Annotated in this window: 26 protein-coding genes; 9 read left to right on the top strand and 17 right to left on the bottom strand. The window is 63.7% G+C overall.

All coding sequences use genetic code 11. The annotated features are described in order from the left end of the window. Positions 1-159 precede the first annotated feature (159 nt). Genes ACYQ4T_RS04285 through ACYQ4T_RS04275 form a run of 3 tightly spaced genes read right to left on the bottom strand, consistent with a single transcriptional unit; the run spans position 160 to position 2592 of the window. Positions 160-996 carry an Eco29kI family restriction endonuclease gene (locus ACYQ4T_RS04285; RefSeq protein ID WP_459851040.1) on the bottom strand — a complete coding sequence of 279 codons (837 nt, stop codon included), beginning with the start codon at positions 994-996 and terminating at the stop codon, positions 160-162. Further along, positions 944-2176, bottom strand: coding sequence for a DNA cytosine methyltransferase (locus ACYQ4T_RS04280; protein WP_459851039.1), 1233 nt, complete (start codon positions 2174-2176; stop codon positions 944-946). The genes ACYQ4T_RS04285 and ACYQ4T_RS04280 overlap by 53 nt, the downstream gene beginning before the upstream one ends. Beyond that, positions 2173-2592, bottom strand: coding sequence for a very short patch repair endonuclease (locus ACYQ4T_RS04275; RefSeq protein ID WP_459851038.1), 420 nt, complete (start codon positions 2590-2592; stop codon positions 2173-2175). Before ACYQ4T_RS04275 ends, ACYQ4T_RS04280 begins: the two co-directional genes overlap by 4 nt. 189 nt (positions 2593-2781) lie before the next feature. Between ACYQ4T_RS04275 and ACYQ4T_RS04270 the strand changes: the two genes are divergently transcribed. Both ACYQ4T_RS04270 and ACYQ4T_RS04265 read left to right on the top strand, forming a co-directional pair. After that, positions 2782-2985, top strand: coding sequence for a hypothetical protein (locus ACYQ4T_RS04270; protein ID WP_459851037.1), 204 nt, complete (start codon positions 2782-2784; stop codon positions 2983-2985). A 168-nt stretch (positions 2986-3153) separates the two neighbouring features. Further along, positions 3154-3507: a hypothetical protein gene (locus ACYQ4T_RS04265; protein WP_459851036.1), complete on the top strand. Its 354-nt coding sequence runs from the start codon at positions 3154-3156 to the stop codon at positions 3505-3507. Positions 3508-3534: 27 nt separating this feature from the next. On the opposite strand, the gene ACYQ4T_RS04260 is transcribed toward ACYQ4T_RS04265, so the two are convergent. The 3 genes from ACYQ4T_RS04260 to ACYQ4T_RS04250 form a co-directional block, all read right to left on the bottom strand. Next, on the bottom strand, positions 3535-4404 hold the full coding sequence (locus tag ACYQ4T_RS04260; protein ID WP_459851035.1) for a formate/nitrite transporter family protein: 870 nt from the start codon (positions 4402-4404) through the stop codon (positions 3535-3537). Between the two features lie 117 nt (positions 4405-4521). Beyond that, positions 4522-5022 (bottom strand): response regulator, encoded by a 501-nt coding sequence (locus ACYQ4T_RS04255; protein WP_459851034.1) that lies wholly within the window; start codon positions 5020-5022, stop codon positions 4522-4524. Positions 5023-5277: 255 nt separating this feature from the next. Continuing rightward, positions 5278-6237, bottom strand: coding sequence for an EamA family transporter (locus tag ACYQ4T_RS04250; protein WP_459851033.1), 960 nt, complete (start codon positions 6235-6237; stop codon positions 5278-5280). 106 nt (positions 6238-6343) lie between these two features. Between ACYQ4T_RS04250 and ACYQ4T_RS04245 the strand changes: the two genes are divergently transcribed. After that, positions 6344-8896 (top strand): PAS domain S-box protein, encoded by a 2553-nt coding sequence (locus ACYQ4T_RS04245; protein ID WP_459851032.1) that lies wholly within the window; start codon positions 6344-6346, stop codon positions 8894-8896. 26 nt (positions 8897-8922) lie between these two features. On the opposite strand, the gene ACYQ4T_RS04240 is transcribed toward ACYQ4T_RS04245, so the two are convergent. From ACYQ4T_RS04240 to ACYQ4T_RS04225, 4 genes are all read right to left on the bottom strand, one after another. Beyond that, positions 8923-9450, bottom strand: coding sequence for a DUF4304 domain-containing protein (locus ACYQ4T_RS04240; RefSeq protein ID WP_459851031.1), 528 nt, complete (start codon positions 9448-9450; stop codon positions 8923-8925). A 5-nt stretch (positions 9451-9455) separates the two neighbouring features. After that, complete coding sequence (locus ACYQ4T_RS04235) at positions 9456-10070, bottom strand: DUF4272 domain-containing protein (RefSeq protein ID WP_459851030.1); 615 nt, start codon at positions 10068-10070, stop codon at positions 9456-9458. Between the two features lie 822 nt (positions 10071-10892). Beyond that, entirely contained in the window at positions 10893-11282 is a 390-nt protein-coding gene (locus ACYQ4T_RS04230) for a hypothetical protein (protein WP_459851029.1), read from the bottom strand. Further along, the gene (locus tag ACYQ4T_RS04225) at positions 11234-12256 is read right to left on the bottom strand and encodes an RHS repeat-associated core domain-containing protein (RefSeq protein ID WP_459851028.1); all 1023 of its coding nucleotides are present in this window, start codon (positions 12254-12256) and stop codon (positions 11234-11236) included. The genes ACYQ4T_RS04230 and ACYQ4T_RS04225 overlap by 49 nt, the downstream gene beginning before the upstream one ends. A 79-nt stretch (positions 12257-12335) precedes the next feature. Between ACYQ4T_RS04225 and ACYQ4T_RS04220 the strand changes: the two genes are divergently transcribed. Then, entirely contained in the window at positions 12336-12512 is a 177-nt protein-coding gene (locus ACYQ4T_RS04220; protein WP_459851027.1) for a hypothetical protein, read from the top strand. Positions 12513-12571: 59 nt separating this feature from the next. On the opposite strand, the gene ACYQ4T_RS04215 is transcribed toward ACYQ4T_RS04220, so the two are convergent. Further along, positions 12572-15040 carry a response regulator gene (locus ACYQ4T_RS04215; protein ID WP_459851026.1) on the bottom strand — a complete coding sequence of 823 codons (2469 nt, stop codon included), beginning with the start codon at positions 15038-15040 and terminating at the stop codon, positions 12572-12574. A gap of 265 nt (positions 15041-15305) precedes the next feature. On the opposite strand from ACYQ4T_RS04215, the gene ACYQ4T_RS04210 reads away from it, so the two are divergent. Next, positions 15306-16406 carry a hypothetical protein gene (locus ACYQ4T_RS04210; RefSeq protein WP_459851025.1) on the top strand — a complete coding sequence of 367 codons (1101 nt, stop codon included), beginning with the start codon at positions 15306-15308 and terminating at the stop codon, positions 16404-16406. A gap of 103 nt (positions 16407-16509) precedes the next feature. On the opposite strand, the gene flhB is transcribed toward ACYQ4T_RS04210, so the two are convergent. From flhB to flgB, 6 genes are all read right to left on the bottom strand, one after another. Beyond that, the gene (gene flhB, locus ACYQ4T_RS04205; RefSeq protein ID WP_459851024.1) at positions 16510-17574 is read right to left on the bottom strand and encodes a flagellar biosynthesis protein FlhB; all 1065 of its coding nucleotides are present in this window, start codon (positions 17572-17574) and stop codon (positions 16510-16512) included. Between the two features lie 10 nt (positions 17575-17584). Beyond that, the gene (locus ACYQ4T_RS04200; RefSeq protein WP_459851023.1) at positions 17585-18358 is read right to left on the bottom strand and encodes a flagellar biosynthetic protein FliR; all 774 of its coding nucleotides are present in this window, start codon (positions 18356-18358) and stop codon (positions 17585-17587) included. 9 nt (positions 18359-18367) lie between these two features. Next, complete coding sequence (gene fliQ, locus ACYQ4T_RS04195; protein WP_459851022.1) at positions 18368-18628, bottom strand: flagellar biosynthesis protein FliQ; 261 nt, start codon at positions 18626-18628, stop codon at positions 18368-18370. Positions 18629-18784: 156 nt separating this feature from the next. Then, positions 18785-19105, bottom strand: a complete 321-nt coding sequence (fliE, locus tag ACYQ4T_RS04190) for a flagellar hook-basal body complex protein FliE (RefSeq protein WP_459851021.1) — start codon at positions 19103-19105, stop codon at positions 18785-18787. A 90-nt stretch (positions 19106-19195) separates the two neighbouring features. Beyond that, positions 19196-19603 carry a flagellar basal body rod protein FlgC gene (gene flgC / locus ACYQ4T_RS04185; RefSeq protein WP_459851020.1) on the bottom strand — a complete coding sequence of 136 codons (408 nt, stop codon included), beginning with the start codon at positions 19601-19603 and terminating at the stop codon, positions 19196-19198. Positions 19604-19625: 22 nt separating this feature from the next. Next, a complete protein-coding gene (gene flgB, locus ACYQ4T_RS04180) occupies positions 19626-20030 on the bottom strand; it encodes a flagellar basal body rod protein FlgB (RefSeq protein ID WP_459851019.1) in 405 nt (134 codons plus the stop codon). A gap of 231 nt (positions 20031-20261) precedes the next feature. On the opposite strand from flgB, the gene ACYQ4T_RS04175 reads away from it, so the two are divergent. The 4 genes from ACYQ4T_RS04175 to fliP are packed head-to-tail and all read left to right on the top strand — an operon-like array spanning position 20262 to position 22177. Beyond that, positions 20262-20684, top strand: coding sequence for an EscU/YscU/HrcU family type III secretion system export apparatus switch protein (locus ACYQ4T_RS04175; protein ID WP_459851018.1), 423 nt, complete (start codon positions 20262-20264; stop codon positions 20682-20684). Further along, positions 20681-21010, top strand: coding sequence for a hypothetical protein (locus ACYQ4T_RS04170; protein WP_459851017.1), 330 nt, complete (start codon positions 20681-20683; stop codon positions 21008-21010). Before ACYQ4T_RS04175 ends, ACYQ4T_RS04170 begins: the two co-directional genes overlap by 4 nt. A gap of 49 nt (positions 21011-21059) precedes the next feature. Next, the gene (locus ACYQ4T_RS04165) at positions 21060-21401 is read left to right on the top strand and encodes a FliO/MopB family protein (protein WP_459851016.1); all 342 of its coding nucleotides are present in this window, start codon (positions 21060-21062) and stop codon (positions 21399-21401) included. Between the two features lie 20 nt (positions 21402-21421). Continuing rightward, a complete protein-coding gene (gene fliP, locus ACYQ4T_RS04160; protein ID WP_459852032.1) occupies positions 21422-22177 on the top strand; it encodes a flagellar type III secretion system pore protein FliP in 756 nt (251 codons plus the stop codon). The last annotated feature ends 18 nt before the right edge of the window (positions 22178-22195 follow it).

Genomic DNA, 22195 nt, shown 5'->3' with positions numbered 1-22195 from the left:
AAGATGCCGGGGATTTTAGGCAAATGCTGGGGGGGAACTCGATTCGAGGCGGATGGCGGAATGCTCGGCTAAGGTGATCGCCGTGGGTATCCCGGAAGGGGAAGCCGGCAGACTCGCCGACACCCTCGACCGCCGCTTGATCTTTAGGTTTTGCGTAAACTATGCCTGCTGCAGAGAGCGACGGAACTCATCGAGCAATGAATCAAACGTGGGGTAAACTCTTACGTTGCGGAAGTGCTCGACCAACTCCTGCTCAATCTGGGATTTCGACTTAGCGTCCTCAATCTCATCTGCAACAGCCCACTTGCGACCAACATGCAGTGTATCCCACGGTGACCTTCTATTCTTCCTAGTTGAAGCGCTGTCGCCGTGTTTTCCCAGTCCAAAGATCAGCTTCGTCTCGCTGTTCCAAATCGGTCGAAACAGTCGAATGAGGTAGTCTTCGGCTCCAGTCTCCCAACCGGTCTGGACAACTAGAGCGCGGTAGTCGAAGTCTTGAATTCTAAGAGTATCCGACGCGCGAGCTATGTTCTTGCGGTGCTCATCTAGCCGCGCAGCAAGGCGCACTCCCTGCTCCATTGGAGATCTGGCATGTGCATGGCTCGTGCTAGCCTGACCCACATAGATTGGAGTTTCCGACCCACTGATCGGTAGATACAAAGGAAAGTCGCCTTTGTAGTAGATGGCGTAAACGCCAGCGCCATAAAATTGACGGATACTTTCCAGCGGTGTGCGCGGCTGAGCGGAAAGAGCCAAGGCCACGAAGAAAGCAATCGTCCTGGGGTTACCCGGATCAAATGCAGCACCGGGCGATTTTACCGTGTCGAGTTCACCCGCTACTCGGCTAAGGTCGGATACAGCGTGGTAGATTTCAGAAGTTAGGTTCTTTAGTTCCCTCCCTCGAAGGGCATTTGGAGCTTGTTCAGATAACGCAAGCAGCTCTTCACGGAGCTTGGATATGAGTTGCAAGGCGGGCAGTTTGGGCGACTTGCTCATTGAAAGGTTTGCTTACAAAAGAAGAGAGATGCCTTTTGACATCCTGCGCAATTACTGCAGCCAACTCAACCGGAACTGCATTGCCTAGTTGGCGCATAGTTTCCGACCAAGACCCGTGAAATACGAACGAATCGGGGAATGTTTGGAGTCGCGCGCTTTCTCTTACAGAGAAGTACCTCAGGCTCCCATCGGGTCGGGCCAGCATGTTTTCCCCCCCCGGCACACCATGGACGCCAGCCTTCAATGTCTTGGCAGGTTCATCGAGCGGACTGCCGGTATGGCCGGGGTAGGAACGGGCCCCTGGTTGAAATTTGTGATTCGCGTATCGATGTGAATTCGCCGGATCGAATTCAGGGTCAGGCAAGTCTCCAATTGCGTCCCTCACGGTACGCCATGGCATGGTCTCCGGCTGAAGCATGGAGTTAGAACGTCGCATTGCACGGGCTAGTCCGACGCGCAGCGACTTGGGAACCTCATGTCGCTCCCAGTATGTTCCAGATCGAAACTGCTCCCAGACTAATGCATCGCACGAATGGGTCGCGCGGGGGAACGACCAATTGACTCCCAAGTCAGATCTAAATCCCACGAAGACGATTCTCTCTCTCTTCTGCGGAATGCCGTAATCCGCAGCATTGAGCACCTCGTAAACTACTCGATAGGACAGACCGGAATCTTTGGCTCCGCGACCGGTATGGTGCTGTTCCAATCGTCTTAGATGCTCAATCCATGATTCGTCGTTGCGTCGATCAATCTCTGGATAACTGAGCTGAAGTTCGATGTATTGAAGGTATGATGCGAATGCTTGTCGTGTTAAGCCCTTTACATTCTCAAAAATGAAGGCCTGTGGCTTTACTTCGCGGACCACCCTAACTGCCTGGGGCCACATATCCCGGTGATCATGATTGCCGCGATGCTTCCCACCAACGGAAAACGGCTGACAAGGCGGGCCACCGGTTACTAAGTCTACGCCCCCTTCGTGCTTATCAAAATCCTCGAACCGCACATCACCTTGAATTGGCTCGGGCCATTTCGCGACGATGCTCTTCGGGTTTGACCGATTCTGACGAATGGTGTCGCAGCACCACTTATCCCATTCGACAATCTTAATTGGGGTGAAGCCGGCCTTACTAACACCCATTCCCAGACCGCCAGCTCCGGCAAAAAGCTCAATGACTTTCATTCGTCACCCCCGAGAAACCGGACTATCTTGTTCTTGAGACGTTCTTTATCGCGCAGTTCGCATTCCCAGACAACCAAAAAACGCCAGCCCAATTGCAATAGCCTCTTTTGGTTGCATTGATCGCGCGTCCGATTTCCCTCGAGCTTTGTTTTCCAAAAGCTTAGGCGGGATTTTGGGAGACGAGCAAGAGTGCATAATTCGGATGAATGACGATGCCAGAAGCACCCGTGTACAAAGATCGCCTTTCTCTTCGGCCTAAAAACCATGTCTGGACGACCTGGCAACTCTTTGGCGTGGAGCCGATAGCGGTAGCCAAGCGAATAAACTAACCGCCTTACTACCAGCTCAGGCTTCGTGTCTTTACTGCGGACACGACTCATTCTCTCGCTGCGTTGGGCTGGTGAGAGGGTGTCCAATTGAAGTTCCTAAACTAGGATAACATTTCGAACCTTAGTCGCGATGAGAGCGACTCGACGGGGCCAGAAACTGAAGTGTTCACTAAGAACGCTCAAAAGATAGCGTCAAGTCGGAAACGGTGAGTTGAAGACGCCCAAAGCCTTTCGCCGTTAACGCCACGATTCATCCATGTAGAGAGATTTTCCATCATGCCCGAACCCACCCTCGATCCCGCGATGATGGCGAAGCTGGCCTCCGCGCTCTCGTTTATCTGCGGGGCGGAGCATGATTGCACCGTCGCCTTGAAACGCGCGGCGGAGAGCGGGGATAAGGCCGATGTTAAACGCGCGCATGCGCTGTTCAAGAAGCTCAAACCCGCGGAGCGGGCGGCGGCTTTGAACATGCTGCGGTAGCGCGGCGCGCGGGAATCGGAATTGCGAGAGTCTTTGGTGGCAGGCGCGCCGCGCGTGACCCTTCACCCCCCGAATCAAGTCCGGGGGCTTCGCCTAGACGCCGTCTCCCACAACAAGGGGAGAGGTGGTTCTTGGGCGCATCTTCTCCGCGCCGCGGTCGCCGGTGGCATGCTGGCGCTGGCGGGGGCTTCGGTCGGCTGGGCGGAGGATGGGCCGGCGCGGTTGCATGCTTTGCTCTCGGCGAAGATGCAGGAGTTTCGGGGGTTCGATGCACTGCCGGAGACGGATCGGCCACGGGCGGTGAAATGCATCATCGATGCCCTCGTGGTCGACATCCCCGAGGCCGAGGCCACGCGGCTCGCCGACATGATCGAGCAGAAGATCCCGTTGAACCAGGCGCTGTTCACACGCTGGCTCGACTTCTCGAGTGACGGCAATCCCGCGCGGCAGGCGCAGGTCAAGGCACGCGCCGCCACGCAGTGTCCGGATGTGAAGGCGCTGTTGGACCAGGAGCAGGGCTGAGCCGTCGGCAGGCGGGCATGGCCCGCGCTATTTCTTGCCGCGGAGGTAGATGAACCAATACATGCCGGCGACCAGGGCGCCGCCGCCGATCAGGTTGCCGATGGTCACCGCGGCGAGGTTCGCGAGCGCGTTCGCCGCCGTGAGCAGGGGGTAGTCGGCGGCGGACTTGCCGACCTGCTGCCAGAAGGCGTCGCCGGCGAAGTCGCGGATCAGCAGCGCCATGGGGAGGAAATACATGTTGGCGATCGAATGCTCGAAGCCGGCGGCGACGAAGGCGGCGATCGGCAGCAGGATCACCAGCACCTTGTCGGCCGCACTTCGCGCCGCGAAACAGGCCCAGACCGCCATGCAAACGAGAACGTTGCAGAGCACGCCCAAGAGCATCGCCTGGAAGAAGGGTTCGGCGGATTTGGTGCTGGCGATGGCGAGTGCCGCGAGGCCGATCTTGCCGGCGCCGTATGCGTGATGGCCGGCGAGGAAGACCAGGATCGCGGTGCCCACCGCGCCGATGAAGTTGCCGGCATAGACGATCGCCCAGGCCTTCAGCATTTTGGCGAGGCCGAGCTTGCCGCCGGCCCAGGCCATCACCATCAGGACGTCGCCGGTGAAGAGCTCGGCGCCGCCGACCACCACCAGGATCAGGCCGAGGCTGAAACTGAGGCCGATCAAGAGACGCGCGACGCCGAAGGGCAGCGTGCCCGCGCTGTCCGCCGCCACCACGGTCGAGAAGATCGCGCCGAAGGCGATGAAGGCCCCGGCCAGCACGGCCAGCGCCAGCAGGCGTGAGGGATCGAGCGAGGCCTTGGCGAGGCCGGCGGCCTCGGCGCGCGCGGCCATTTCCGGCGGCAGGCGGGCGTCGAGGCTTGGCGGCGGCGGCGGATCGGCTTGCGGCGTCACGGCGGCTTTTTGCTTTGAGTCTTTTGTTTGCACGCTGTCGCGTGCAACCCCTCACCCCATCCCTCTCCCACAAGGGGAGAGGGAGATCAAGTGACCGTCTCTCGCCGGTCGCCGTTCTTAGTGGAGTGTAATCCCGTAGGTCAGAGCCCTGGCGACCGAGTCTTCGAGCAAGGCGCGGCCGAAGGGTTTGTGGAGCACCGAGACCGCGCCCATGCTCGCGGCGGCGGCCATGCCGCTTTCGCTGTCCACGGTCTTCTCGCCGAACTCGCCTTCGTCGATATGCTCGCCGGAGATCACGATCACCGGGATGTCGAGGCCGTTGTCGCGCAGCCAGTTCATCAGGTCGATGCCGTCCATGCCGGGCATCTGCACGTCGGTCACGATCACGTCGGGCTTGGTCTCGCCGATCGCCACCGCAGCCACCTCGCCGCTGTCGGCGCAGGTCACGTCATAGCCGCGCTGCGCCAGGCAGCGCGCGATCGTTTCGCAGAAGGCGTGGTCGTCATCGACCACCAGGATGCTGGGACGCTTGTCGGCAACGGCCGCGGCCGCCTGCTCCAGCGCGTCGATGGGCGTGCTCCAGGTCACGGCACCGGTCTTGGACATTTTCTGGGACATGTTCTGGCCCTCTCCTGACTTTCCCTTCCGGGGCGGACTTTCCGCATCCCGGGTCCGATCCTCGCGGGCGCGCGATCCAAACTCATTGATGTGGATCAAGGCTTCTTGCTGTCGAGCGCGCCGACAGGAACAGGGATAGGCCCAAGTTCTGAACAGACTATGAAAAACGCCGGTCCTAAGGGTTTTTCCTGATGCCCTGTCCAGCGGGATGTACGGGAAGTAGGGAGAATTACTGAGGCGGGGGAGGGATTCTCGTCAGTGCGGTTCCCGGCGATCCGAGAGGGTGACGCCGAGGGCGGCCAGCATGACGCAGGCGACGGCGAGGATCATGCGGGGGCCGGCGGGCTGACTCAAGAAGATCACGCCGACCAGGGCGCCGATCGCCGGCTCGAGGGTCACCAGGATGCCGTAGGTGCGGGCCGACATCCGCTGCAGGGCGTGGAATTCCAGCACCAGCGGCAGGACCACGCCGATCAGCGAGACGCCGAGCGCGCCGGCGATGTCGAGCGCGCCGGCCGAAGCGATGCTGCCTTCCATCAGGGCCGGCGCCAGCAGCAGCAGGGCCGAGACCGACATGCCCAAGGCCAGGCCCTGGTTGCCGGGGAAGACGGCGCCGGTCATCTTGCTCAGGGGCACGAAGGCGGCCCAGGCGAGCGCGGCGATCGCGGCGTAGAAGAGGCCGAGCGGGTCGAGACCCTCTTGGCCATTCATTGGGCCGATCTCGGGCGTCAGCAGCGCGACGCCGAGCGCGGCGATGCCGATCCAGAGGAAATGAATGAGCCGCCGCGACGTCGCGACCGCCAGGCCGAGCGGCCCCAGAAAGGCGACGGTGGCGGCGATGCCGAGGGGGATCCGCTCCAGCGCCAGGAAGAAGGGCAGCACCATCGCCACATCGACGATGCCGAAGGCGAGGATCAGCCGCGCGTGGCGGCGGATGAGTGTCCCGCTGTGCAGGAAGAGCGCGCGCGGCTGGCTGATGAGCGTGAGCACGGCGGCGGAGAACAGCGCGCTCGCAAAGGCGGTGCCGATCGGGCCGAGGCGGGAGAACAGCACCGTCGCCAGGGCCGAGCCCAGCTGCACGCAGACGATCGCCAGCAGCATGACGACGACCGGCGGCAGCCGCTGGATGCCGCTCGCGATGGTCGCGGCGGGCGGGGCGACGGGATCGGATTTCGGTCCCAGGTTGGAGCTGGGTTGGGTCAGGACGGCGTGCATATTTTTTCCCCCCTTGCGCCTTCCGATTGAACCCCTGCCCTGCGCCCTTGGTCAACCGGCCGGCTTCGCGCTAGAATCCGGCGGCGGGCGGCAGTGGCGGGGGACGATGCCGGGTTGCATATCCACAAGACGGATCTGGAAAGCGCTGCGGGCGGTGGCGGCGGGCGCGGTTTTGCTCGCACCGCTTTCAGCTGCCGCGGATTTCCTGCCGCCGAAGACGCTGACCATCGCGCTCGACGACAATTACGCGCCCTATTCCTTCCGGCCGGAGCACGGCGCGCCCCAGGGCATCATGCGCGACCTCTGGGATCTCTGGTCGCAGCGCACCGGGGTCGCGGTCGAGTATGTCGCGGTCGAGCGCAAGCAGCGGCTGCTGGTGCTGGATTCCGGCGCGGTCGATGTCGCCGGCTACCTGGTCGGCACCGACACGCGCAACGCCAACTACCTGATCGCGCCGGTGCCGCCGGTCGAGGTCGAGATGGTGATCTTCTTCGATCGTGCGATCAGCGGCATCACCGGGGTCGAGAGCCTGGACGGCTTCACCGTCGGCGTGGTCGGCAGCGGCAGCTGCACCGACTTCCTGCAGGAGCACGGCGTCACCAAGCTCAAGGACTACGGCGACTGGGATTCGCTGTTCGCCGCGGCGGCGCGGGGCGAGAACAACGTGTTCTGCAGCGGCCGCGCCGCCGGCATCCGGCGGCTCTACAAGCTCAACCTGCAGGGCCAGTTCAAGCTGAGCGCGACCCTGTTCACCAAGCCCGCGGTCTGGGCGGTGCGCAAGGAGGACACCGCGCTGCGCGATTTCATCGCCGCCGGCTTCACCCTGATCCGGCCGGCCGAGCGCGCGGCGATCGAGGCGAAGTGGACGGGTCAGCCGGTCGAATCACTCTGGGACAACCCGGCGCTGCGCTTCCTCGCCTGGATGCTGGCGGCGGCGGCGATCGGCGCGCTGCTGCTGGTGACCTGGAACCGGAGCCTCCGGCGCCAGGTGGCGGCGAAGACCATGGGCCTGGCGATCAGCGAGCGGCGCTATCGCGAACTGGTGGAGGCCCTGCCGGTCGCGATCTTCGAATGCGACGCCCAAGGCGGCAACACCTATGCGAACGGCGTCTGGGTGCAGATGACCGGGCTCTCGCGGACCCAGACCCTGGGCGACGGCTGGGTCGCCGCGGTGCATCCGGAGGACCGCGCCGCCCTGCACGCGCGCTGGCGCGCCGCGATCGCCGCGCACGGGAGCTTCCGCAGCGAGCACCGGCTCTGCCGGCTGGACGGCAGCGAGATCTGGGTGATGGTGGAAGCGGTGCCGCGCTTCGACGCCGCCGGCGGCTTCACCGGCATGATCGGCTCGATCGCCGACGTGACCGAGCGGCGGCGGCACGAGGAGGAGCGGCTGCGGCTCGAGACCCAGAGCCAGGAATCGAAGAAGCTGGAGGCGCTCGGCCAGTTCGCCGGCGGCGTCGCGCATGACTTCAACAATTTCCTCGGCGCCATCTTGGGCTATGCCCAGTTCATCGTCGAGGATGCGGCGCTGGATCCGGCGCGCGACCAGCCGCAGAACCAGTCCGCGGCGCGCTATGCGCAGCGCATCCTGACCGCGGGGCGACGCGGCCGGGCGCTGGTCGAGCAGATCCTGACCTTCACCCGAAGGACCCGGATGACGCGGCGGCGCTTCCATCTCTCGGAGCTCCTGGGCGAGATCGAGGAGCTGATGTTCGCCAGCGCCGTGGCCTCGGTCGACTTCCGCTGCGAGAACGCCGACCCCGACGCGGTGGTCGAGGCCGACCGCGATCAGCTGGGCCAGGTGCTCTTGAACCTCTGCATCAACGCGCAGGATGCACTGCGCGGCCGGCCGGGCAGCGTGACGGTGCGGGTCAGGCGCAGCGCGCTCGACGCCGAGACCGCGCAGAAGCTGCAGGAAACGCGGGGTGAAGCCGTGACGGTCTGGACCGACGCGGAGGGTTGGGCCGTCGCGGTCGCCGGCAGCTGCGATCCCGCGGCGCCGCAGGTCTCGCTGATCGTGCGCGACACCGGCTTCGGCATGGATCAGGGCCTGCTGGAGCAGGCCTTCACGCCCTTCTTCACCACCAAGGAGAAGGGCCAGGGCACCGGGCTGGGGCTCGCGGTGGTGCGCGGCATCGTGCTGGCGCATGGCGCGGCGCTGATCGCGCGGAGCCGCGAGGGCGACGGCACCGCGATCGAGATCGTGCTGCCCAGGATCGAGATCGCGATCCCGCGCGCCGAGCCGGCGTCGGTTGCGGCCCTGGCACGGCCGCGGCGGCGCATCCTGCTGGTCGATGACGACGCCGATTTCTGCGACATGATGCACCTCCTGCTGGAGCGGCTCGGCTTCGAGGTGGTGCCCTATACCCGCGCCAAGGAAGCGCTCACCGATTTCCGCGAGCTCCCCGCGACCTGGGACGCGCTGATCACCGACCAGAACATGCCGGAGATGAGCGGGCTGGAACTGCTGGCCGCGGTGAAGGCGGTGCGGCCCGATCTCCCCTGCCTCATCTGCTCGGCCTTCAGCGAGAGCCTGACCGACGCCGCCTTGCGCGAGGCCGGCGCGCTGGCGCTGATCCGGAAACCGGTGGACAAGGACCTGCTGCTGGCGACCCTGGAACGCGCCCTCGGCACCGCGCGCGAGGCGCGGGTGCATTAGGCGCGAGCGGGCGCGTCAACTACGTTTTATGTCCCGTGATTATGGCGGTGGCGTTCACGATTGAGCTTTTCCAAACATCTCAATCTCTGCGTATCCGTCAATCCGGGGGAAACTCCCGTTTCCCACAAGTCCAGAAGCGCATCTGTACGGAGATACTGCTGCAGGTACGGCACTGCAACTCTATCAATGAGGTTCGATATCTCTACCGCAAGTTCATCGGCATCGGTATCGCCTGGAATTTTCCACCATTTGTCCGGGCGCTCTGGCAGCAACATGCCAATCCGTTGACGCAGATGCGCATCGACATTCTTGCTCTTCGTCACTGATTGCCCTTCTTTGCCAAGCAGCGCGCCGCACACGACACCTATGTTCACAGTGAAAAAGATCGTGTTCCGGTCCGTCTTGCCACTCTTCTGAAACTCAATGATCGCCGCATTTGACTCGATTATCTTTCTTAGGATTGCCCCTCTGCGGTGAAAGCCTGACGTCGACAAGCGTTGTGCCGTGGCGTCGATCACGCGATCGTAGATCTCGCTGGGCGTGAGCTTGGACATCCGAATTACGTGTCGGTTGGAACGACATCCCAATCAAGGCCGTCGTGCCCAACAATCCAGTTAATCGCATGATGTCTTTCCTGGACTATTTCACCACGAACGGGCTGGCGTGGGGCGCGATTCTGTTGTTTGGCAAACCGGTATTCGGCATGCAAATTCGTATAGATGTCCGCGAGATGAAACAAATCCTCGTCAGAGCGGAGGGTCGCACTCTTCACAAACTTCTCGACCGTATCTTCTGTGTAAGGTGGCAAGATCCGTTGAAAAATGGCTGTATCGCATTGCTCATCAGCTTCCGGCAATGTGTCGATCTTACGGAGGGACCAGAGCAGTACAGTCAAAGCTTCAGCACGCCATGCGGCATCAATAGCCATTTGCCGACTTGGAGAACTGGCCTCGAACAGCGTCAACTCCTGCGGTGACAATTCGCACCACAGACCCGTCTCCTTCAGCCAAGCAGCGACGTCGTCGCGCGGGGCGTGAAATCCAACCCCAACTACGCCGAACAAGGCTAGAGCTCGGGTGGCAATCTCGCTCGCCCGGCGAACACGCGCAGGCTGTCTCGGTTCTTCAACTGGCTCATTCACTTGGTGGTCCAGTTCCTTCAAGGCATTGAGCACTTCAAGCGGCTCAATGGGATGCCACACATCCTAGGATACTGGCATAGCCATCATCAGCCAGCGGTGAACGCAATCTTTGTGGAATTCAGCTGGCCGAATCGGGCACCATTTTGACTCACATTCATTTTTTGCTTCCCCAGCGGGAAAAATCTCCAGAATTTCGATGGACGTCCATGTGGTCCTCCCTCGTTCTTGGTCGAATGTTTGAGACATGATCTGGACCTCCGTCCGTCAGCAAGCAGAATGAGGCCGACTGCGCCGCGGATCTGAAGGGCGGGACGTGGGGCGATTTCACGGATGTACTTAGCGGCTCTCGCTCACCCGGCAAATCGATCGATGAGATCTTCGATAAGCTCTCCCTCTCGCGTTGGCTCGTGGTCGGGACCGAATCCGACTTTCGCCAAGCGCTCTGTAAGCTCCGAACGAAAGCTCTCCGCGGCTTCCGCATTCAGACGCAGAGTATATGTCGTATGGACCCGCTCAACTGAGCGCAGAACTTGCTCAAGCTCGTCCGGCAAGAACTTCGTATTCGTCAAATACATCACTTCGAGCTTTGAAAAGCGAACGCAGCGCTCGTTTCTTCCAGAACTAACGATCAATGCGCACCTCTGCCCGACATAGGATTCGTAGATGTGGCGCGATGATCGCACTGGCCCGCGCCGGCGCCGGCCTCGCCACCCACATCCACCAGCAGGTCCGCGGCAACTACGCGCGAAAGATCGACTGAGCGAGAGAGGCGGGTTCGAACCGCCGCGCAAGCCTAGCGACTAGCTGAGAGCAGGACGACGATCAAATCGCCGAGCCCGGCGATCTCGCAGTCACTCACTCAGTCCTCGGCGACCCCCCAGAATCACCCTCTTCAGGGTCGTCTTCAACGACTTCCGAAAGCGATTCAAGCGCACTCTCGATTTCCGAGCCGAGTGAATTGATGTGGTAGGCTGCATGCTCAACAAATGCCGTCTCAATATCAATCAGCAGGGCCTGGAGTTCACTCGGGCTCAACACCCGACCCGGCTCTAAATTCGTGTGCTTCAGGAACCACTCGCATGCTTCTATCAAGTCATTAATATCCGCACAAAACCTGCCAAACGTCTCCTCGTCGGCCAGGTAAGGCTTCACTTGCTCTATGAATGGCTGGCCTCTTAGCTTAGGCATCTTTGTTTTCATCCACCCGGCAACCTCTTCTGCAATCTCTGAATCCGTTCCTTCCACCCATTTATCTCCTTCCGCCAGTGATTTGCTGGCGGACAGTCTGGATCCTCGTCTAGTTTTTTCTGATGTTCGTCAATTCTTTTTTGTAAGGACGCGATTTTATTTCGGGTCGCCTTATTGTTTTGGGCCATGTTGATAATCGAACCCACGGTCATCGCACCCCGAACAGCCGCGGCGACTTCACCGATTGCCGCGGCAATCGCGCCTGCCTCGGCGCCACCCTCAGCAACGACGACAACGGCGAGGCAAGGTGGGCATTCGCCAAAAGGGTCAACGTTATTGATGGGATTCCCTGACACATAGCCATAGAGACTGATGCCACCCGCCAGCCCGATCGGATCCTCGTTGATGAATCGGCCCCAGGTCGGGTTGTAGTAGCGCGCCCGGTAGTAATAGAGACCGGTGCCGTCGTTCTGCCGGCCGGTGAACTGATAGGGGTTGTCGTTGGCCGCACCGCTCTGCGACGTGACCCCATAGGGATCGTAGCCGTAGCTGGTCTGCACCACCCCCGAACCGTTGGCGAGGGCCATGGTCGAGCCGAGCTGGTCGGTGAGATAGGTCGAGGTCACGCCGCCCTTCGTGCGCGAGAACCACTCGTCGACGCCAAGCCCGCTCCGCAGGTTGGCCGAGACCGTGCCGACCGGCGACTGCTCCTGCACCGGCTCGTAGCCGTCATAGACCACCGCGGTCGTGGCGGCGCCCTGCGTCACCGACTGCCGTCGATCGACGCCGTCATAAACGAAGCTCGCAACCCCGGTGATCGCGGTCAGCCGGTTGCGCGCATCCCAGGTGAAGCTGCGGGTGCCGTCATTGGTGAGATTGCCGTTGAGGTCGTAGCTGATCGTCGTGCCGTTCCAGCTGGTCAGCTGGTTGTCGGCATTGTAGGCCGCCGTCGCCGTGGTCGCGGTCGGCAGCACCGACTTGAACAGGCTCCCGCCCCGGCTCGCGATCCGTCCCGCCGTGTCATACGGCAAGGCATCCGACCGTGGAGCCTTCAAGACACCGACGCTTCGGAACGTCGCTCTGCGGCCTTATCTGATGCACGACGGTAGCATGACGTCCCTGCGCGAGGTCGTCGAGTACTACAACCGAGGCGGCAGTCGCGGCGCGGCAAATGTGGACGGCAGAATTCAGCCGCTTTTCCTGAGTGAGTCTGAGATCAAGGCGATCATCGCCTTCCTGCAGACACTGACCGCGCCGGTGCAGAGCTTTCCAACGCAAGGAAAGTGAGACAGCCGGTCTCGCCGGCTACAGATCGCCGGGTCAAGCCCGGCGATGACGAATTAGGTCTACGGCAGCACTTCTTTCACCTTCGCCGCGAGCTGCTTCAAGGTGAAGGGCTTCATCAGGAAATGCGCCTCCTCGCCGGCGTCGACGCGTTTGCGGAACGCGTCTTCGGCGTAGCCGGAGATGAAGATGACGCGGATGTCGGGGCGGCGGGTGCGGAGTTCTTTGATCAGGGTCGGGCCGTCCATGCGCGGCATCACCACGTCGCTGATGACGAGGTCGATGTCCTTCATATGCTCGGTGACGATCTCCAGCGCCGCCTCGCCGCTCCTGGCCTCCAAGACCTTGTAGCCCTTGTTGCGCAGCGCGCGGGCGCTGAACAGCCGCACGGCGTCTTCGTCCTCGACCAGGAGCACCGTGCCGATGCCGGTGAGATCGCGGCGGTCCTCGTCGCCGCCGGCGAGGCGCTGGGCGGCTTCGCCGGGAACCCTGGCATGTTCGGGGAGATAGATGCGGAAGGTGGCGCCGCGCCCGACTTCGCTGTCCACGAAGACGAAGCCGTCGGTCTGGCGCACGATGCCGTAGACGGTCGACAGGCCGAGGCCGGTGCCACTGCCCACTTCCTTGGTGGAGAAGAAGGGCTCGAAGATACGGTCGAGGATGTCCTTGGGGATGCCGGTGCCGGTGTCGGCGATTTCCAGCATCACGTAGGAGCCGGGCGGCATCACGTCGGCGCCGCGCTGCATGGTCTCGGTGGTCTGCACGTTCTGGGTCTTGATGGTGAGCTTGCCGCCCATCGGCATGGCGTCGCGGGCATTGACCGCCAGGTTGATGATCACCTGCTCGAGCTGGCCGGCATCGGCGCGCACCGGTTTCAGATCCTGGCCGTGGATCATCTCGAGCTCAATATTCTCGCCGATCAGGCGGCGCAGCAGGTGCGAGAGCTCGCCCAGCACGTCGGTCACATCGAGCACGCGCGGCTGCAGGGTCTGCTGGCGCGAGAAGGCCAAGAGCTGGCGCACCAGGTTGGCGGCGCGGTTGGCGTTCTGCTTGATCTGCATGATGTCGGCGAAGGACTGGTCGCCGGCGCGGTGGCGCAGCAGCAAGAGGTCGCAGAAGCCGATCATCGCGGTCAGCAGGTTGTTGAAGTCATGGGCGATGCCGCCGGCGAGCAGGCCGACCGCCTGCATCTTCTGCGACTGCGCGAACTGTTCCTGCAGGCGCCGCGCTTCGGTCGAATCCACGAAATGCGCGATGCAGCCGGGCGAGCCGGCGCTGTCCTCGCGCCGTGAGGCGAAAATGGTGACATAGCGCGGCCGCTCGCCGCCGGAGACCCGCACGGTCAAGGGCGGCGCCTTGCCGTGGCGGATCACCTCGGCGAAGTGGCGGGCATAGGCGGGGCGGTCGTCGGTATGGATCAGCTCCATCAGCGACTTCGAGCGCCAGTCGGCGCCGGAGAGGAGCTGGACCAACGCCTCGTTGGCCTGCTCGACCCTCCCCGAGGCGTCGATCAGCGCGATGCCGGTCGGCGCCTCCTCGAAGAAGCGCTTGAAGTATTGCTCGGAGGAGCGCACCGCCTGCTCGAGCGCCCGCTCGCGGGTGAGGTCGTGGACCGCGGAACGGGTGCGGAGCTTCGGCTGCCCGCGCTCGCCGTCGCCGGTCGGCGCGGTCACGGTCTCGAAGCGGATGAAGGCCTGGAAGGCGCGGCCGTTGGGCCCGCGCAGAGTGACCTCGCCGCCGCGCGCGGCGGGATCGCCGAACGGGCTGAAGGCGGGCGCGGTGTCGGCGATCGGATCGGCCAGGATGTCGTGGAGCTTCTGCGGGAAATGCCCGCCGGGCTCGGCCTGCAGCCCGAGCCAGCCGGCCAAGGTCGAGTTGACGAACAGGAAGTCGCCCTTCTCATCGACCGAGTAGAAGCCGATCGGCGCATGCTCGATCAGGTCGGCGAATTTCTCGTGGTCGCTGCGGATGTATTCCTCGATCTGGCGCTGGGTGGTGACGATGTCGCAGCTCCAGAGCACATAGTGGTCGCCGCCCTTGAGGCGCTGCGCCTGGATGTCGAACCAGTCGAGCTCGCCGTCGCGGAACTTCACCTGCAATTCGGCGCGCCCGCGGCCGGCCTCGGCGACGGTGCGCGGCAGCTGGCGCAGGAGCTCGGCGGAAGTGGAGCCGGGCTCGACCAGCGCCACCAGCGCCTCGGGCAGCGGCACGTTGTGATTGGCGAAGATCCGGCGATAGGCGGCGTTGGCGAAGATGATCCGGCCGTTGGGGCCGACCAGCTGCCGGGCCTGGCCGGAAGTATCGAAGCTCTGCATCAGGAGATCGCGGCGGCGCCCCGCCCTGGCCAAGGCCAAAGCAGTACCGGCGCCGGCCAGCAGCAGCAGCACCGCGACCGGCCCGGCCGCCCAGGAATTGCGGGCGAACCAGCTCGGCTGGTCCTGGGCGAAGGCGGGGGCGGCGGAGAGCAGCAGCAGCAGGATGAGCGCAGCCTGTGCCCGCCGCTGCGTTGCTTGCCAGACCCCTGCCCTCATGATCCCCGAATCCCGCTGCTCACGAACCGGTTGGAGTTTAGACGAGTTTGCCGTGCCGCGCATGGCGGTATTCCACGCTTTCCGGCTGCGGAACCAACCTCAAGCGCGGCGCTTATTCCGACACAGGACCCGAAGCCAAACGGAGGACAGTATCATGGGATTGGGACGCGGTTTTCTGCTCTGGATGCTCGGCATCCCGCTGCCGATCATCATTCTGCTCGCGCTGTTCTGGCGCTAATTCCCCCAGCAAACCAAGGAGAGCGCGATGGCCGACATTACCGGCAGCCCCGCCACCATCATCAACCCCGTTGGCGTGGAGTCGCGCTTCTCCGGTGTCTCCTGGGGCGCCATCATCGCCGGCGGCGTGGCGGCCGCCGCGCTGACCATGCTGCTCTGGACCCTCGGCGCCGGTCTCGGGCTGATCGCCGTCTCGCCCTGGTCCAATGAGGGCGCCTCGGCCGAGACGATCGGTTTCGGCGTGATCGTCTGGTCGATCCTCATCGAGGTCGCGGCTTTCGGCGTCGGCGGATACCTGGCCGGGCGGCTGCGCACCAAATGGGCGAACATGCACGGCGACGAGGTCTATTTCCGCGACACCGCGCATGGCCTAGTGACCTGGGCGCTCGGCACGCTGGTCTTCGTCTGCCTCGTCGCCAGCGCCGCCGGGCAAGTGGCCCGCGGCACCGCCGAGGTCGGCGGCGCCATGGGCGCGGCCGCGATCGCCGGCGCCGGCACGGCTGCCGCCGCGACGGCCCCCGACATGATGGCGGCCCGCGGCCCGGCCGGCATGCGCGGCAACCCGATGGACTATTACATCGACCTGCTGTTCCGCCCGGCCGGCGCGCCCAGCGCCGCGGGCACCGGCGACACGACCGGCGCCGCGACTGGAACCGCCACGGGTACGACCACGGGCACCACCACCGGTACGACCACGGGCACCACCACCGGCACCACCCCGGATGCCACCACCAGCACGACGACGCTGCCGTCCGCCGGTTCGGCGATGATGCCGATGGGCGACCAGGCCGGCGACCAACGCCGGGCACGCGGCGAGATCATGAGCATCGCCGCGGCCAGCTTCAAGGACGGCAGCCTCACCCTCTCGCCCGAGGACAAAGCCTATGTCGCGCAGCTGGTGGCGCAGCGGACCGGCATGTCGCAGCAGGACGCCGAGAAGCGCATCGATGAGGTGAGCGCCAAGGTGAAGGCGGCTGCAGACGAAGCGGCCACCCAGGCCAAGGAAGCCGCCGACGCGGCCCGCAAGGCCGGCGCCGCGCTGGCGATGTGGTCGGTGGTCGCGATGCTGATCGGGGCCTTCGTCGCCTCTTACGCGGCAACGATCGGCGGACGGCACCGTGATCTGTAACGGCGCATATGCTTGCACCAGACCCCCGGGTCAAGCCCGGGGGTGACGACCAAACCCACGCGCGTCACCGCCGGGCTTGACCCGGCGGTCTCTTTGATGCGGCCTAGAGTTTCTTCCGCTTCAGGCGGTAGATGTAGCCGATGACTTCTGCCACCGCTTTGTAGAATTCCGGCGTGATCTCCTGGTCGACCTCGACCGCGGCGTAGAGGCCGCGCGCCAAGGGCGGGTTTTCGACGATGGGGACGTCGTTCTCCTTGGCGATCTCGCGGATCTTCTGCGCCACCTTGTCGACACCCTTGGCCACCACCTTCGGCGAGGCCATCTGGGCGTCGTATTTCAGCGCCACGGCGTAGTGCGTCGGGTTGGTGACGACGACGTCGGCCTTCGGCACCTCGGCCATCATGCGCTTGCGGGCGCGCTCCATGCGGAGCTGACGCAGGCGGCCCTTCACCATCGGGTCGCCCTCGCTCTCGCGCATCTCGTCCTTGATCTCCTGGCGCGACATGCGCAGGCCCTTGATGTGCTCGTAGCGCTGGTAGAAGACGTCGAGCGCAGTGATCACCACCATCGCGGAGAAGACGGTGAGCAGCAGCCGGGTGAGCAGGTCGGAGATGACGCCGAGGATCTGCACGATCTCCATGCCGATCAGCTTGTGCAGGTCGCCGACCGAGGGCGTGATCACCGCATAGACGATGCCGCCGACGATGGCGAGCTTCAGCAGGCCCTTGACGAAGTCGGCGAAGGAGCGCAGCGAGAAGATCCGCTTCAGGCCCGAGAGCGGCGAGATTTTCTCCAGGCTCGGCATCAGGCTCTCGCTGGAGAGCAGGAGGCCGAACTGCAGATAGCCGGAGAAGAAGGCGGCGAACAAGGCGATCACCAGCGGCGCCGCACCGGCCAGCAGCACCATCCCCAGCAGCTTCCAGCCCATGGTGGTCAAGTGCCCGAGGTCGGTCGGCACCATGTCGGGGGTCTCGATGAAGGGCAGCGACATGTTGACGATGTCGCGCGCCATCGAGCCGCCGAACACGATGACCGAGATGGTGAGGGCGAGGATCATCAGGAGGTTGTTGACCTCCTGCGACTTCGCGACCTGGCCCTGCTCCCGCGCTTCCTGGAGTTTTCGGCCGGTTGGGTCTTCGGTTTTTTGTGAGTCGTCGTCGGCAGCCATCGGCGACGCCCTAAGGGACGAAGGGCGCCAGCTGGCGCTCGTAGGTGTCGAGGAACCAGATCATCATCGACGAGAGCGTCACCGCCAGCAGGCCGAGGCCGATCAGGAGTTGCGCCGGCATGGCGACGAAGAAGACCTGCAGGGTCGGCATCAGGCGCGCGAGCAGGCCCATGGCGCCGGTGAAGACCAGGCCGTAAACCAGGAACGGCGCCGACATCTGGACCGCCAGGGTGAAGCTGTCGGCGACGGCGCGGGCGTCGAAATTGGCGAAGTCGCCCAAGGGCGGCAGGCGGCCCGGCGGCATCAGCGCATAGGTGCCGACCAGGGCCTTGAGGCTGGTATGGTCCAAGCCGGTCGAGAAGATCAACACCAGGGTGACGACGACCAGGAAGTTGCCGGTGACCGCTGCCTGCTGCGCGGTCGTGGGATCGACCGAGAGCGCGTTGGCGATGCCGGTCTGCAGCGCGATGATGCTGCCGGCGGAAAGCACCGCCATCATGATGATGCGGCAGAGGCTGCCGAAGAAGAGGCCGATGAAGATCTCGCTGGTCAGCGCCATGACGAAGCGATCGAGATCGGCGGGAAGGACCGGGACCTTGTCGGCCAGCATCGGCATCAATGCGAGGCTGAACATCAGCGCGAAGACCAGCCGCACCCTGGGCGGCACATAGGCCTCGCCGAAGCCGGGCAGCAGCATGACCGCGGAGCCCACGCGGCAGAATACCATGAAGAACTGGAAGATGCTGCCGTTCAGCAGCGTTTCCAAGGTCTCGCCGGGCGGCACGGCTGGAGCCTAGCTGACGATGCGCTGCATGATCTGCTCGGTGAAGTCCACCAGCACATGCAGCATGAAGGGCGCCAGCAGCAACAGGGAGACGAAGACCACCAGGATCTTCGGCACGAAGGTCAGGGTCGCTTCCTGGATCTGGGTCAAGGCCTGGAACAGCGAAATGACCAGGCCGACGATGAGCGAGATCAGCATGACCGGCGTGCCGATCTTCAGCACCACGATCACCGCATCCCGGCTGACCTCAAGAAGCGCCGCTTCATCCATGGCTGGGTCGCTCCACTTACGCGGAGAGAGTCATTGCGGGGCACCCCCTCCTCACCTCCCCCGAAGACGGGGGAGGAAGCAGGTGATGCCGAGTTCTGAGCCCTCCCCCGACTTCGGGGAAGGGTTGGGTGGGGGTGCCACACACTCGATGCATCCTTAGATCGGCATCCGCAGGATTTCCTGGTAGGCGGCGACCGCCTTGTCGCGGACGGCGGTGACTGCCTGGAGGGTCACTTCCGCCGCGGAGACTGCCGTCACCACGTCGGTGACATTGGCCTTGCCGGCGGTCGCGAGCAAGGACTGCTTTTCCGATTCGGCGCCGGTCTTTACCGATTCCGTGGCCGCCTTCTGCAGCAGGTCGCCGAAGGTCTCGCCGGCCGCCGTCGCGGCGCCGTTGTCGCCGTCGACCGCGCCGGTCAATGCCTTGGCGGCATTGGCATAGGCGGCGACGGCATTGTTGATCGTGGTGTTGGCCATTTCCTTATACCCTGGCTCTATTCATCACGCGGCACCCCCTCCTCAATCCTCCCCCGAAGTCGGTGGAGGAAGTTTTCGCCAAGAGAGTCTTCACCGCAGCAGATCGATGGTGCGCTGGAGCATGCCGCGCGAGACCTCGATCACCTTCAGGTTCGCTTCGTAAGAGCGCTGCGCTTCGCGCATGTCGTTCATCTCGATCAGCGTGTTCACGTTCGGCAGCTTCACATAGCCGGACTTGTCGGCCGCCGGGTTCGAGGGGTCGTATTTGCGGGTGAACTCGGAAGGGTCGAGGCCGACCTTCTTCACCTTCACCAGGCTCATGCCCATCTCGCGGTCCAGCGCGTTCTGGAAGGTGATGGTCTTGCGGCGGTAGGGATCGCCGCCCGGGACTTCGGAAACCGAATCCACGTTGGCGATGTTCTCCGAGATGACCCGCAGCCGCTCGCCCTGCACCCGCATGCCGGCGGCGGAGATCATCAGCGATTCCATGAGGTCCATAAGCGGTCTCCTCGAACTTCCGTTACACGCCGCGACCGATCGCGGTCTTCAGCATATCCACATGCTTGCGATAGAGATTGGTGATCTGGCTGTAATCCGCCTGGGTCTGCGAGAGCTTCATCATCTGCTCCTCGAGCACGACCGAGTTGCCGGCGGGCGCCGTCTCGTAGGTCTTCTTCTGCTTCTTCGAATCCACCGGGTCGGCCGGCGGGATGGTGCCGGAGATGTGCTTCGGGTCGGTGCGCTTGGGCTCGACCGCGGCCAGCTTCTTCAGATGGTCGCCGAAATCCAGCGGCACCACGTCCTTCGGCTGGTATTGCGGCGTGTCGGCATTGGCGATGTTGGTGGCGATCACCTTTTCGCGGGCGCCGAGCCAGTTCATCCGTTCGGTCAGGCGCTGGAAGAGTGGTATCTTGAAGAGGTCCATCGAATCCCGGTCGCCGCCGCCTTTTCCGCGTTCGCCGGCATCATGCCTCACACCCCTTAACGGCCCGTTAATTTGCCTAAAATGCTAGGCAAATTTTGCGCTAAATCCGGGACTTAGCACCGCCGCCCGGGAAGTCTTTGATTCGACGTGGTTTTGCTGGCAACCTCCACCCCGCCATTAACCCGGCATTAAGCAAGCGATGCGATGCTGCGGCGGCAAAAGGGAGCTTCCATGGCCTCTTCCGACCGCGACAAAAGTAAACAGGGGTCCCCACCGGAGGACCCGATCGGCCCGCCGCGGCCGCGCTGGGGCGAGCCCAAACCGCGGGCGCCGATCGCGATCGCGCTCGACTACAAGAAGGGCGGCAAGCTCGATCCCAAGGCGGGACCCCGGGTCGCCGCCACCGGCAAGGGCGCCGTCGCCGAGCAGATCCTGCAGATCGCCTTCGAGCGCGGGATCCCGGTGCGCGAGGATGCCGATCTCGCCCAGATCCTCTCGACCCTGGAGGTCGACAGCGTGATCCCGACCGACGCGCTCGCCGCCGTCGCCGAGATCCTCTCTTATCTCTACCGCCTGAACGGCAAGGTGTTGGACGGCCGCAGCGGCAGCGAAGACGCCGATCCCGGCAGCGAAGCAGAAGGAGCGGTGCGATGACCGCGACGGGACATCAACTGGAAGAATCGATCGACCAGCTGGCCGCCATGATCGAAGGCGCGCAGCAGATGGCCGAGGCCGGGCAGATCGTCGAGCTCGACGTGCTCGCGCTGAAGATCGCGGTGCTGACCGATGCGCTGCACGACAAGGAGGAGGTCGAGCGACCCAACCCGCTGCTGCCGCGCCTGGAGCATCTGGTGGAGGCGCTCAATCACCTCGAGCTGACCTTGCGGAAGCGCAACGTGAACCTGGCGCTCGACCTGCAGCAGGCGGATCGCCGGCTGCGGGCGCAGGTCGCCTATCGCAGCGACCGGTCGGACGGGTGAGTTCGCCCTTGATACAACGCGTTTCATGACTCGAGCCCACTAGTCGCACATGGAATTCGACACTTATCTCCGTTTCATTCTGGTCCTGATCTTCGTGCTCGGCCTGGTGCTGGCTTTGGGCTGGGTGCTGAAGCGTTCGGGCATCAGCGGCAGCGCGGTGGCCGGCAAGGGCAAGCGGCTCGGAATCGTCGAGACCGCTTTCCTCGGGCCGAAGCATCGGCTGATCCTGGTGCGGCGCGACGAGGTCGAGCATCTGGTGCTGGTCGGGCCCAATACCAACACGCTGATCGAGTCCGGCATCGCCGCCGATCCCAGGACGCGGCAGAGCTTCAAGGCGCTGGTCAAGGCCGAAGCCGCGCCGAAAGAGACCAAAGAGGAGAGCGGCCAGTGAAGCGCCGGCCTGCAAAACCTTTGCGCATCGCCGCCTGGATCTTCTCCGGCGTCTTCGGCCTCGGCGCCCTGCTGCTGTTGATCCATCCGGCTTTGGCCCAGAGCGTCACCCTGGACATGGGACCGGGCGAGCGCGGCGCCTTCACCGGCAAGGTGATCCAGCTGGTCGCGCTGATGACGGTGCTCTCCCTTGCGCCCGGCATCCTGGTGATGGTGACCTCGTTCACGCGCATCGTCGTGGTGCTGTCGATCCTGCGCTCGGCGATCGGCGCCACTGGCACGCCGCCCAACATGGTGCTGGTCAGCCTCGCCATGTTCCTGACCGCCTTCGTGATGGCGCCGACCTTCGAGCAGGCCTACACCAACGGCGTCAAGCCGCTGATGGACGAGCAGATCACCGAGGAACAGGCCTTCACCCGCAGCGTGGCACCCTTCCGTTCCTTCATGCTGGCGCAGGTGCGGGAGAAGGATCTCGCCCTCTTCGTCGACATGGCCAATGTCGGGCCGATCGCCACCCCGGACGACACGCCGTTGAAGGCGCTGATCCCGGCCTTCATGCTGAGCGAGCTCCGCCGCGCCTTCGAGATCGGGTTTCTGGTCTACCTGCCGTTCCTGATCATCGACATGGTGGTCGCCTCGGTGCTGATGGCCATGGGCATGATGATGCTGCCGCCGGTGATGATCGCGCTGCCCTTCAAGCTGATCTTCTTCGTGATGGTGGACGGCTGGTACCTGATCGCCGGCAGCCTGGTGCGAAGTTTCAATCCGGCGGGATAGCCCTTAAATCCCGAGGGC

Source organism: Dongia sp. agr-C8, assembly GCF_054658695.1.
Note: the sequence above shows the minus strand (reverse complement) of the source record. Positions and strands in the feature narration are given on the sequence as shown.

What these genes read in the sequence shown, in the direction of transcription:
- ACYQ4T_RS04175 (WP_459851018.1), top strand. Translation starts at nt 20,262, where the DNA reads ATGGCCTCTTCCGACCGCGACAAAAGTAAACAGGGGTCCCCACCGGAG.
- ACYQ4T_RS04280 (WP_459851039.1), bottom strand. Translation starts at nt 2,176, where the DNA reads ATGAAAGTCATTGAGCTTTTTGCCGGAGCTGGCGGTCTGGGAATGGGT.
- flhB (WP_459851024.1), bottom strand. Translation starts at nt 17,574, where the DNA reads ATGGCTGCCGACGACGACTCACAAAAAACCGAAGACCCAACCGGCCGA.
- ACYQ4T_RS04250 (WP_459851033.1), bottom strand. Translation starts at nt 6,237, where the DNA reads ATGCACGCCGTCCTGACCCAACCCAGCTCCAACCTGGGACCGAAATCC.
- ACYQ4T_RS04210 (WP_459851025.1), top strand. Translation starts at nt 15,306, where the DNA reads ATGGCCGACATTACCGGCAGCCCCGCCACCATCATCAACCCCGTTGGC.
- fliQ (WP_459851022.1), bottom strand. Translation starts at nt 18,628, where the DNA reads ATGGATGAAGCGGCGCTTCTTGAGGTCAGCCGGGATGCGGTGATCGTG.
- flgC (WP_459851020.1), bottom strand. Translation starts at nt 19,603, where the DNA reads ATGGACCTCATGGAATCGCTGATGATCTCCGCCGCCGGCATGCGGGTG.
- ACYQ4T_RS04285 (WP_459851040.1), bottom strand. Translation starts at nt 996, where the DNA reads ATGAGCAAGTCGCCCAAACTGCCCGCCTTGCAACTCATATCCAAGCTC.
- flgB (WP_459851019.1), bottom strand. Translation starts at nt 20,030, where the DNA reads ATGGACCTCTTCAAGATACCACTCTTCCAGCGCCTGACCGAACGGATG.
- ACYQ4T_RS04245 (WP_459851032.1), top strand. Translation starts at nt 6,344, where the DNA reads ATGCCGGGTTGCATATCCACAAGACGGATCTGGAAAGCGCTGCGGGCG.
- ACYQ4T_RS04215 (WP_459851026.1), bottom strand. Translation starts at nt 15,040, where the DNA reads ATGAGGGCAGGGGTCTGGCAAGCAACGCAGCGGCGGGCACAGGCTGCG.
- ACYQ4T_RS04165 (WP_459851016.1), top strand. Translation starts at nt 21,060, where the DNA reads ATGGAATTCGACACTTATCTCCGTTTCATTCTGGTCCTGATCTTCGTG.
- ACYQ4T_RS04270 (WP_459851037.1), top strand. Translation starts at nt 2,782, where the DNA reads ATGCCCGAACCCACCCTCGATCCCGCGATGATGGCGAAGCTGGCCTCC.
- ACYQ4T_RS04240 (WP_459851031.1), bottom strand. Translation starts at nt 9,450, where the DNA reads ATGTCCAAGCTCACGCCCAGCGAGATCTACGATCGCGTGATCGACGCC.
- ACYQ4T_RS04220 (WP_459851027.1), top strand. Translation starts at nt 12,336, where the DNA reads ATGACGTCCCTGCGCGAGGTCGTCGAGTACTACAACCGAGGCGGCAGT.
- ACYQ4T_RS04265 (WP_459851036.1), top strand. Translation starts at nt 3,154, where the DNA reads ATGCTGGCGCTGGCGGGGGCTTCGGTCGGCTGGGCGGAGGATGGGCCG.
- ACYQ4T_RS04170 (WP_459851017.1), top strand. Translation starts at nt 20,681, where the DNA reads ATGACCGCGACGGGACATCAACTGGAAGAATCGATCGACCAGCTGGCC.
- fliE (WP_459851021.1), bottom strand. Translation starts at nt 19,105, where the DNA reads ATGGCCAACACCACGATCAACAATGCCGTCGCCGCCTATGCCAATGCC.
- ACYQ4T_RS04255 (WP_459851034.1), bottom strand. Translation starts at nt 5,022, where the DNA reads ATGTCCCAGAAAATGTCCAAGACCGGTGCCGTGACCTGGAGCACGCCC.